Consider the following 9,764-nt stretch of genomic DNA (forward strand, 5'->3'; position numbering starts at 1 on the left):
ATCGTCGCCGACGAGCCGCTGGTCGAGCTCGAGACCGACAAGGTGACGGTGGAGGTGCCTGCCGCCGCCGCTGGAACCTTAAGCGAAATCACCGCCAAGGAAGGCGAGACGGTCGGTGTCGGTGCGCTGCTCGGTTCGATTTCGGCAGGTGGCGCTGCCGCCGCGCCAGCGACCAAGCCGCAGGCGGTGTCGCAGGCCTCGTCGCCGGATGCGGCATCGACCGGCAAGCAAGCCGCGGCCGAGACCGCCAAGATCGCCGGCGATGCCGGCCCGGTCGAGCCGCGCACCATGCCACCGGCACCGGCCGCAGCGAAACTGATCGCCGAAAGCAATCTCTCGGTCGACCAGATCTCCGGTTCGGGAAAGCGTGGCCAGGTGCTGAAAGGCGACGTGCTCGACGTCATCTCCAAGGGTGCGCCGTCGCAGCCGGCGGAGACGCCGAAGGCGGCACCTGCACCGGTTGCCGTGCGCGCGCCGTCCTCGGGCGACGACGCTTCGCGCGAGGAGCGCGTGCGCATGACCAAGCTGCGCCAGACCATCGCGCGCCGCCTCAAGGAAGCGCAGTCGACCGCAGCCATGCTGACCACCTTCAACGAGGTCGACATGTCAGCGGTGATGGCACTGCGGACCAAGTACAAGGATGTGTTTGAAAAGAAGCACGGCGTGAAGCTCGGCTTCATGGGCTTCTTCACCAAGGCCGTGACACACGCGCTGAAGGAGATCCCCTCGGTCAATGCCGAGATCGACGCCACCGACATCATCTTCAAGAACTATGCCCATATCGGCGTCGCCGTCGGCACCGAAAAGGGCCTGGTTGTGCCGGTCGTGCGCAATGCCGACCAGATGTCGATCGCCGAGATCGAAAAGGACATCGGCCGGCTGGGCATCGCCGCGCGCGACGGCAAGCTGTCGGTCGCCGACATGCAAGGCGGGACGTTCACCATTTCCAACGGCGGCGTTTACGGGTCGCTGATGTCGACGCCGATCCTCAACGCACCGCAGTCGGGCATTCTGGGCATGCACAAGATCCAGGACCGGCCTGTGGTGGTCGGCGGCCAGATCGTGATCCGGCCGATGATGTACCTGGCGCTCAGCTACGATCACCGCATCGTCGACGGCAAGGAAGCGGTGACCTTCCTGGTCCGCGTCAAGGAAAGCCTGGAGGATCCGGAACGGCTGGTGCTCGATCTGTGAGCAAGGCCAACCGCCCCGTGAGCGGCTGGCTGGAACGGTTCGGGTTCAAACTGGGCCGGGCCGCGGGCGGCGCGCAGCGGACTTTTCGGCGCAGTATTTTCTGGCTTGGCTTGTCCACTGCTGTTCCTTCGCTGGCAATCGCCGCCGGATGGAATCCGGCAAAGGTGAGCAGCAACCTCGGCATCTTTGCCCTTAGTGACGTGCAATTGGCGGAGCGGAAGATAACCGTCACCCCGATCGGCCAACTCGAATTGCCGACGGGCGAGATTATGGCCTGCGATCCTCTGGTCACAGGCGATGACTGGCCAGCATTGAGCCGCAAGGTCAAACCTGGAAGTTATCCGGTTTCTCTGTTCGAGGCCCAGGGACGTGTGGCAGCAGCGTTCCTTCGGCTCCGCCCAGGCACGCCGGTCCGCTGGGAACTGGCGACCTTGCCAGACCAGGACGTGTCGACCCTGAAGGACGACGAAATGTTCGGCTACCCCGTCGAAGCCGGCCTTGGCTCTTTCATGGACAAGACGGCGATGGCGCTGATGTCGGCCGAACAGGACAAGCTCAAGGCCGACGAGAATTACTATGACGACGTGCTGGCCGCCGAATTCGCACCCAACCAGGACAGGTTCGTCATGCATCATCCGGTTGCCGGCAACCCGCTCAACATCGCGATGTTCTGGAGCGGCTGGGGTGATGGATTTTATCCGTCATTCTGGGGACTGGACGCAGCAGGCGAGCCGTTGTTGCTGCTGACCGATTTCGGCGTGCTGGAAAACGCCGATGGCCGCGAGAGCAAGTAGGTCGCGCTGATGCAAAGCGTCCTATCGCCCACTATCCGATGTGCAGCCGGGATGCTGGCCGTGTTGTTCACCGACTCTGCCGCAAATGCCGCCTGCCCGATAGAACTCGCCGTCTATGGCGACGCCCAGAGCGGCAGCGAAATCGATTTCACGCCGACCGGCACCTCGGCGACGGTCACCAATACGTTCCGCATGATCCTCGACAACAGTGTGGTGCTCAACGGCATCGTCATGTGGAACGAGGGCGTGTCGCGGCCGAACGGCGCGCTGATGTACAAATGCCCCGAGGGCGACGTCACCGGCGAGGAGCTTGCCGCCTGCACGCCCTGGCATGGCGTCATCTACACGGCGGATGACAAGGGCAACATCGGGCTGCTGCCGGCCGAAGGTGTCGAAGCGCCGAAGACGCTGATCCTGCCGGATCTCGGGCCAGCGTTGCGCCAATCCAGTGCCTATGGCGGCAGCGGGTTTTCGAAAGTGCCGGGGGATGTGTTTGCCTTGAAGGGATGCCAGGAATGAGCGGGACGCAAAAGGTGCTGCTGGTCACCGGCGGCAGCCGCGGCATCGGCGCGGCGATCTGCCGGTTTGGATCGAAGGCCGGCTACAGGGTCGCGGTCAACTACGCTGCGAATCAGGACGCCGCCGATGCACTGGTCGCGGAGATCGAGGCTGCCGGCGGCGAGGCTTTTGCGGTCAAGGGCGATGTCGGCAGCGAGGCCGATATCGTGGCCATGTTCGAGGCCGTCGACCACGCCTATGGACGGCTCGATGCCTTCGTCAACAATGCCGGCATCGTCGACGTCAAGGCGCGCGTCGACGAGATGGACGTTTCGCGGCTGGAGCGCATGATGCGCGTCAATGTCGTCGGCTCGTTCCTCTGCGCCCGTGAGGCGGTCAAGCGCATGTCGACCCGCCATGGCGGGTCGGGCGGGTCCATAGTCAACATCTCGTCGGCGGCAGCGACATTGGGCTCGCCGGGCGAGTATGTCGATTATGCCGCCTCCAAGGGCGCCATCGACACCTTCACCATCGGGCTCGCCCGCGAGGTGGCGCTGGAAGGCATCCGCGTCAATGCGGTGCGCCCTGGCATCATCGACACGGATATCCACGCTTCCGGCGGGCAGCCGGACAGGGTGGAGCGGTTCCGCGACCTGCTGCCGATGAAAAGAGCCGGTACAGTGGCTGAAGTCGCCGGCGCGGTTCTCTATCTTCTCTCCGACGCCGCGTCCTATACGACAGGCGCGATCCTGAATGTAAGCGGCGGCCGCTGAGCGCTCTCAAGCAGATCGAGCAGGATGTTATCCGAAAACCGCGTCACACGGCATCATGCTCAAACAGAAGGACAGTATCATGGCTTATGACGTCGTTATCATCGGATCGGGACCGGGCGGCTATGTCTGCGCCATCAAGGCGGCGCAGCTCGGGCTCAGGGTCGCGGTGGTCGAGAAGAACGCGACCTTCGGCGGTACCTGCCTCAACATCGGCTGCATCCCTTCCAAGGCGCTGCTCCATGCCTCCGAGATGTTCGCCGAGGCCGGTCACTCCTTCGACACGCTCGGCGTCGAGATATCGGCGCCGAAATTGAACCTGAAGAAGATGATGGCGCACAAGGATGCGACGGTGTCGTCGAACGTCAACGGCGTCGCCTTCCTGTTCAAGAAGAACAAGATCGACAGCTTTCGCGGCACTGGCAAGGTGGTCGCGGCAGGCAAGGTGTCGGTGACGGCTGAGGACGGCAAGGTCGAGGAGATCGAGACCAGGAACATCGTCATCGCCACCGGCTCGGATGTCGCCGGCATTCCCGGCGTCAAGGTCGACATCGACGAGAAGGTGATCGTGTCGTCGACCGGCGCTTTGTCGCTTGATAAGGTTCCCGGCCATCTGGTGGTGGTCGGCGGCGGTGTCATCGGGCTCGAGCTCGGCTCGGTGTGGGCACGGCTCGGCGCCAAGGTCACCGTGGTCGAATTCCTCGACACCATCCTGGGCGGCATGGACGGCGAGGTTTCCAAGCAGTTCCAGCGCTTGCTTTCAAAGCAGGGTTTCGAGTTCAAGCTCGGCGCCAAGGTCACCGGTGTCGCCAAGGCCAAGAAGGGTGCGACCGTCACCTTCGAGCCGGTCAAGGGCGGCGCCGCCGAGACGATCGAGGCCGATGCCGTGCTGATCGCCACCGGCCGCCGCGCCTATGCCGACAGTCTCGGCCTCGGGGAAGCCGGCGTCGAGGTCGACGAGCGCGGCCGGGTCAAGACCGATGGCCATCTCAAGACCAATGTCGCGGGCATCTATGCCATCGGCGATGTCATCGCCGGGCCGATGCTGGCGCACAAGGCCGAGGACGAGGGCGTGGCGGTGGCCGAAACCATTGCCGGCCAGGCCGGCCACGTGAACTATGACGTCATTCCGAGCGTCGTCTACACCAGCCCGGAAATCGCCTCGGTCGGCAAGACCGAGGAAGAGTTGAAGAAGGCCGGCATCGACTACAAGGCCGGAAAATTCCCGTTCAGCGCCAATGGCCGGGCGCGCGCCATGCTGCACACCGACGGTTTTGTGAAGATCCTCGCCGACAAGACGAGCGACCGCGTACTCGGCGTGCATATTGTCGGCTTCGGCGCAGGCGAGATGATCCACGAGGCGGCGGTGCTGATGGAATTCGGGGGCTCGTCTGAGGATCTCGCCCGCACCTGCCACGCGCATCCGACGATGTCGGAGGCGATCAAGGAGGCGGCGCTGGCAACGTTCTTCAAGCCGATCCACATCTAAAGGCACTATCCTCGGTCAAGCCCGAGGGTGACGAACGTAGCGATCCCTACAAAACGGCCCGCCTTTCGGCGGGCCGTTCGTATTTGATATCGAGCCGATCAGTTGGCCGGTGCAGGCGCTGGGGCCGGTGCCGGAGCCGGTGCAGGCGCTGGTGCCGGGGCAGGCGCCGGTTCTGCAGGCGCCGGAGCAGGCGCGGGTGCTGGCGCAGGTTCGGCCGGCTTCATCGGTTCGGCCGGTGCCGGTGCGGGCGCCGGTGTGCTGGCCGCCGGCGGCTCGGCGGGGGCCGGGTGCTCACCGCTTCTTCCGAAAATATAATACGCGACAACCGCCAGAATAACGACGACCAGCGCAATCAGCCAGCCACTACCGCCGCCACCGCTCTGCTTGATGGTGGTGTTGGTGGTGTTGGGATTGAACGGGTCGTTTGGATTCGGTGCGTTCGCCATAAAAGTGTCCTCCGTGGATGAAAAATATCAATCAACACCATATAACGCGCAATCATTGAACTGGTTTCACGCTAGGGTTGGAAAACGCCAAAAACAAGGACAATCCCGCCGTTCCGGCGCCGGAATGGCGTCGTTTCGCCATGCAACGCGCCAAGTTGGTGCCTATTATGATCTTTTCGGAGGATTTTGCCGTGACGAATCCCCTGGCAGAGTTTGTCCCGAATCACTGCACTGCCCTCGCCGGAGCCCAGTTCGCCGACCGCTATGTGCTGGTCACCCAGGGTCTTTCTTTAACGGCACTCGGCGCGGCGGAACGCGCCCTGGGGCGAACGCCGCCCTGGGTCGGCAGGCTCATGGCGCTGCGCAACCTTGCCGTCAAGCCGTTCCGGCTGAAGACGGGCCTGGAAGCTGCGGTGTTGCCGTCAGGCCGGATCGGGATATTTCCGCTCATCAGCCAGTTTCCCGGCAAGGTTGTGCTTGGCCTCGACGACCGTCATCTCGATTTCCGTGTCCTGGTCGAAGTCAGGGATCTCGGCATGGGCCGGCAAGAGGTGGCCGCGACGACGATCGTCAAGACGCACAATTGGCTCGGGCGCGCCTATCTTGCGATCATCATGCCGTTTCACCGGATCATCGTTCCGGCGATGCTGGCCCAGATCCTGGCGAAGTAAACTGAAGTAGCTAAAGTCCAACAGGCGTGACGGTGTAACCGGCCTTGCGGAAGTCCTCGACGAGGCCTTCGGGGCCGGGAAGGTGGAGGGCGCCGACCGCCATGAAGACGTTGCCCCTAGCAAGGATCGGTTCGGCATGCTCGACCATCACCTTGTTGCGGCTGGTGATCATGGTTTCCTCGAACGCCGCATAGCCCGCGGGGTCGTCCGTGCCCTCCGGCATGGCCACGCGAAACAGCGGCCAGAACATTCCGGTGTCGCCGCGCTGGTAGAGCACGATCATGGTTTCGTTGATGTCGTTGATCTTATCGCCGAGCTTCAGCGTGTCGACGAGGCCCTTCATGTGAAACGCCAGCGGCAGCGAGGCCATGGCGCGCAACTGGCTTTCAGCAGTCTCCAATCCTTCCACCGGCTTGCCGGAAGCCTTTGCACCTTCCGCCAGCCTGACATCGAGCACCGGGGCGCCGCCTGACTGGCGGGCGAGTTCGCAGGCCGGCAGTGCCATCATGGCCGAGAGCATCCACGGCTTCATCTTGGCAACCGTTGCCGGAGGAATGCCGCGTGCGTCGAGCGCGGCGTTCATGGCCGCCGCATCGTCGGGCGACAGCAGCGACGCCAGCGTCGTCGAATCAGTGAACATCATCAGGTCCGGCTCCTTGAGCATCGCGACCATCATCTTCTGCTTGTCGAGCACGTCCGTGGTTTCGATGATGATGGTGCCGGCGGCGTCATAGGCTTTCTGCGCGTCGGGAGGCAGCGTGGTGACGCGCGGGTCGGTCATATGCATGGTGCCGAACAGGAAGGACGGCTTCTCGCCGGGCTTTTCCAGCTTCCACAACAGGCCCTTGCCGTTCGGTGTCGCGGCGGCTTCCGCTTCGATCTTGCGGTAGGTCGCCGGATCGTTCTTCTGCAAGGCCGACAGCATGTCGGCGCCGGTGCAGGTCGGGATTTCGGCATGCGCCTTGCCGGCCGCGAACAGCAGTACGGCGAGAAACGACAGGAAGAACAGAACGTTGAGCGCGACGAGCAGCTTCAGCGACACGGAAGCTGCACGGTCGGCGATGGCGATGACGCGTTTCATGATCCCATTCCTAGAACCGAAAAGCGGCAAAACGGTTAATTGGTACTGCGAAATTGTCTTCGACCGGCTATCGCCCTCAGCGGACGTCGATGGTGCTCATGACTCAATGATTAGCGGAAACGCCCATTTCTTCGTCATCCATGGGCGGAGCAAGGAGCGTAGCGACGCGGCGCAGACCCGAGGATCCATGCCGGGACTCTGGAACGCTGCAACAGTGCAGAATTCCGCTCCGCAGCACTCCATGGCAAAGGTCGCGGCATGGATCCCAGGGTCTCCGCGACGGAGCTTCGCTCCTGCTTCGCCCAGGGATGACGACGTTGGGGAGGCTTTCGGCCAATGGTGAACGTTTGGCCACCGATACTATGCGACGCTACTGGCGTTCATGCCCGTGGATGGGCTGATTCGTAAATCTCGAGCAGCCTCGCGGTGTCGACGCCGGTGTAGATCTGCGTCGTCGACAGACTGGCGTGGCCGAGCAGTTCCTGGATGGTGCGCAAATCGCCGCCGCGGCCGAGCAGATGCGTAGCGAAGGAATGGCGCAGCGCATGCGGCGTCGCGGTATCGGGCAGGTTGAGCGCCGAGCGCAGCTTGGCCATGTCGCGCTGGACAATGGCCGGGTTGAGCGGACCGCCGCGGGCGCCGCGAAACAACAGGCCCTTGGGGTCGAGATGGTAGGGGCAGAGCCGGCGATATTCGGCGATCGCCCTGAGCGCCACCGGCAGCACCGGCACCAGGCGCGTCTTGCCGCCCTTGCCGGTGACGCGAAGCACCGTGTCGGCCGCCGACGCCAGATCGGCGCCGGCGAGGCCAAGCGCCTCGGAAATGCGCAGGCCGGAGCCGTAGAGCAGTGTCAGCACGGCGGCGTTGCGCGCTGCGATCCAGGGTTCCTCCGCCAGTTGGCCTTCAATGGAAACAACATGCTTGGCATCGCTCGCTGTCAGCGGCTTGGGCAGCGATTTGGGTTGGCGCGGCGCGCGCAGTGCTGCCGCCCCGGCCGCATTGGCGAGGCCGCGCCGCTCGAGGAAACGCAGCAGCGAGCGGATGCCGGCGAGACCCCGGCCGAGCGTGCGGGCACCGGCACCGGCATTGCGCCGCGCCGCGAGAAAGCCGCGCAGGTCAGCCGGGCGCAGATCGGCGATGTCCGAAATGCCGGGCGAGCCGCCACAATGGCCGGTGAGGAAATGCAGGAACTGGCGCGTGTCGCGCTCATAGGCTTCCACCGTCTTGGGCGACAGCCGGCGCTCTCGGGCCAGCATCTTCAGCCAGCTTTCGCGTGCCGCCTGGAGATCGGGTTTGGCCGGGATCAGGAATTCCTGCATGGCGGCATTTTCGGGTATTCGGGTTAGGAAGCGGTGAAGAGCCGTCATTGAAATGACAGCCGGCTGAGGTTAGGAGACCATCGATTGGCGGCAGGTGACTACCTTGGTGATTGGCTGAAATGCCCGCCCCCTTCGTCATCCTGGGGCGGAGCAGGAGCGAAGCGACGTCGCGGAGACCCCAGGATCCATGCCGTGACCTGCGAGCGTTGCTGCGTTACAAGTCTGATAGCTTTGCGGTGGAGACCGCGCGAAGTGTTTGCAAATAGAGAGTTGGCAGGAACGAGACTCGTGACCCTTTCTGAACTGCCGTGCTTTTTGGTCGCCGTAACGGAATGGATCCTCGGGTCTGCGCAGTCGCTTCGCGCCTGCTCCGCCCGTGGATGACGAAGGTAAAAGCGCCATGAGCAAGCCCCAGAACCCTGTCCAGATGGCCGTGATCGGCGCCGCCCATGGCATCAAGGGCGAATTGCGGGTGAAGACCTTCACCGGTGAGCCGCTGGCGCTGGCCGATTACGGGCCGCTCTACGCCAGGGACGGGCGCGCCTTCCAGATCATCGACATCAGGCCTGCCAACACCGTGGTCGTGGTGCGCTTCAAAGGTGTCGCCGACCGCAACGCGGCCGAGGCGCTGGCCGGCACGGAGCTGTTCGTCGACCGTTCGATGCTGCCGGACGATGGCGAGGAAGATGAATTCTATCATGCCGACCTTGTCGGCCTCGAAGTCCGCGACGATACGGCTGCCGTGCTTGGCAAGGTGGTCGCGGTGCACAATTTCGGCGGCGGCGACATTCTCGATGTGACGCTGGGCGGGCGCAAGGGCGTGCTGATCCCGTTCACACAGGCCGCCGTGCCGCAAGTGTCGATCGCCGAGGGTTTTGTCCGTGTCGATCCGGCGGCAGCCGGGCTGGTCGACGACGAGGATGGCGATGGCGATGGCCCGCGCGAGGAAGACTTCGATCCGAAAGGCCGGCCGCGCGGACCGAGCGATGCCGGGGGCAACCGGTGAGTTTTTCCGCTTGCGTGCTGACGCTTTACCCCGAAATGTTTCCCGGCGCGCTCGGCCTGTCGTTGGCTGGCCGGGCGCTGGAGGCCGGGACGTGGTCGCTGGAGGCGATCCAGATCCGTGGCTTCGCCACCGACCGCCATCGCACCGTCGACGACACGCCCGCCGGCGGCGGCGCCGGCATGGTGATGCGCGCCGACGTGCTGGCGAAAGCCATCGACCATGCTTCGCCGGAAGGCGACGCGCGGCCACGGCTGCTGATGAGCCCGCGCGGCAAGCCGCTGACCCAGGCGCGTGTGCGCGAACTGGCCGCTGGGCCAGGCGCCGTCATCCTGTGCGGCCGCTTCGAGGGCGTCGACCAGCGGGTGATCGACGCGCGGGGATTGGAGGAGGTCTCTATCGGTGACTTCATCCTCTCCGGTGGCGAGCCGGCAGCGCTCGTGCTGCTCGATGCGGTGGTGCGGCTGTTGCCCGGCGTGATGGGCAACGCGGTGTCGGG

The 9,764-nt window shown here is 64.3% G+C and carries 11 protein-coding genes; 8 read left to right on the top strand and 3 right to left on the bottom strand.

Going from position 1 to position 9,764, the window contains the following annotated elements; genetic code table 11:
- The 5 genes from odhB to lpdA form a co-directional block, all read left to right on the top strand.
- Nucleotides 1–1,194 (top strand): 2-oxoglutarate dehydrogenase complex dihydrolipoyllysine-residue succinyltransferase (gene odhB / locus EN984_RS10855; protein WP_127383736.1); only part of this gene is annotated, 1,194 nt, incomplete at its 5' end.
- Between the two features lie 95 nt (nt 1,195–1,289).
- Entirely contained in the window at nt 1,290–1,988 is a 699-nt protein-coding gene (locus tag EN984_RS10860; RefSeq protein ID WP_164748784.1) for a DUF4241 domain-containing protein, read from the top strand.
- A 51-nt stretch (nt 1,989–2,039) separates the two neighbouring features.
- Nucleotides 2,040–2,507: a hypothetical protein gene (locus EN984_RS10865; protein WP_236382951.1), complete on the top strand. Its 468-nt coding sequence runs from the start codon at nt 2,040–2,042 to the stop codon at nt 2,505–2,507.
- Nucleotides 2,504–3,259, top strand: coding sequence for an SDR family oxidoreductase (locus EN984_RS10870; RefSeq protein WP_127267778.1), 756 nt, complete (start codon nt 2,504–2,506; stop codon nt 3,257–3,259). The genes EN984_RS10865 and EN984_RS10870 overlap by 4 nt, the downstream gene beginning before the upstream one ends.
- A gap of 55 nt (nt 3,260–3,314) precedes the next feature.
- Nucleotides 3,315–4,745 carry a dihydrolipoyl dehydrogenase gene (gene lpdA, locus EN984_RS10875; protein ID WP_329608532.1) on the top strand — a complete coding sequence of 477 codons (1,431 nt, stop codon included), beginning with the start codon at nt 3,315–3,317 and terminating at the stop codon, nt 4,743–4,745.
- Between the two features lie 98 nt (nt 4,746–4,843).
- Here the strand turns inward: lpdA and EN984_RS10880 are convergent, their stop codons facing one another.
- Entirely contained in the window at nt 4,844–5,191 is a 348-nt protein-coding gene (locus EN984_RS10880) for a hypothetical protein (protein ID WP_127273296.1), read from the bottom strand.
- Nucleotides 5,192–5,268: 77 nt separating this feature from the next.
- Between EN984_RS10880 and EN984_RS10885 the strand changes: the two genes are divergently transcribed.
- A complete protein-coding gene (locus tag EN984_RS10885) occupies nt 5,269–5,862 on the top strand; it encodes a DUF2867 domain-containing protein (protein ID WP_127270062.1) in 594 nt (197 codons plus the stop codon).
- A gap of 10 nt (nt 5,863–5,872) precedes the next feature.
- On the opposite strand, the gene EN984_RS10890 is transcribed toward EN984_RS10885, so the two are convergent.
- On the bottom strand, nt 5,873–6,943 hold the full coding sequence (locus tag EN984_RS10890) for a TraB/GumN family protein (protein ID WP_127270060.1): 1,071 nt from the start codon (nt 6,941–6,943) through the stop codon (nt 5,873–5,875).
- Nucleotides 6,944–7,323: 380 nt separating this feature from the next.
- On the bottom strand, nt 7,324–8,262 hold the full coding sequence (locus EN984_RS10895) for a tyrosine recombinase XerC (RefSeq protein ID WP_127270058.1): 939 nt from the start codon (nt 8,260–8,262) through the stop codon (nt 7,324–7,326).
- Between the two features lie 400 nt (nt 8,263–8,662).
- Here EN984_RS10895 and rimM point away from each other — a divergent pair, with 400 nt between their 5' ends.
- Together rimM and EN984_RS10905 are read left to right on the top strand one after the other, a co-directional pair.
- On the top strand, nt 8,663–9,268 hold the full coding sequence (gene rimM / locus EN984_RS10900) for a ribosome maturation factor RimM (protein ID WP_127267360.1): 606 nt from the start codon (nt 8,663–8,665) through the stop codon (nt 9,266–9,268).
- A partial coding sequence (locus EN984_RS10905; protein WP_127383737.1) for a tRNA (guanosine(37)-N1)-methyltransferase TrmD occupies nt 9,265–9,764 on the top strand: 500 nt, incomplete at its 3' end. The genes rimM and EN984_RS10905, both read left to right, overlap by 4 nt.

This window comes from Mesorhizobium sp. M7A.F.Ca.CA.004.12.1.1 (genome assembly GCF_003997835.1).
In the GTDB taxonomy this organism is placed as follows: Bacteria; Pseudomonadota; Alphaproteobacteria; order Rhizobiales; family Rhizobiaceae; genus Mesorhizobium.